At 65.5% G+C, this 278-nt stretch carries 1 protein-coding gene; it reads left to right on the forward strand.

What is annotated here, in order from left to right; translation table 11 throughout:
- Positions 1–15: 15 nt before the first annotated feature.
- Positions 16–278 (forward strand): hypothetical protein (locus tag GJQ66_RS14855; protein WP_230379594.1); only part of this gene is annotated, 263 nt, incomplete at its 3' end.

Genomic DNA, 278 nt, shown 5'->3' on the forward strand with positions numbered 1-278 from the left:
CCGAGCCACGTCAACATGCAGCAGGGCACACCCGACATGGACGTCATCGGCTGCACGATGACCGCCGGTTCGTCCGGCGGCGGCTGGCTCGACAACCACAACGGCAAGCTGACCCTTGTGTCCAACACCTCTCTCACTGGCCCTGGCCACACCATGCTGGGGGGCCCACATTTTGGGCCCCGAGGCACAGCAGGTCTTCGAGGCCATGAGCCGCAAGTTCGCCAACGAGTAAGCGAATGGGGCGCGTTGGCGCCCAGAAAGGGCATGGCGGGCCCTAC

Source organism: Microbacterium sp. ZXX196 (assembly GCF_009709595.1).
Taxonomy (GTDB): Bacteria; Actinomycetota; Actinomycetes; order Actinomycetales; family Microbacteriaceae; genus Microbacterium; species Microbacterium excoecariae.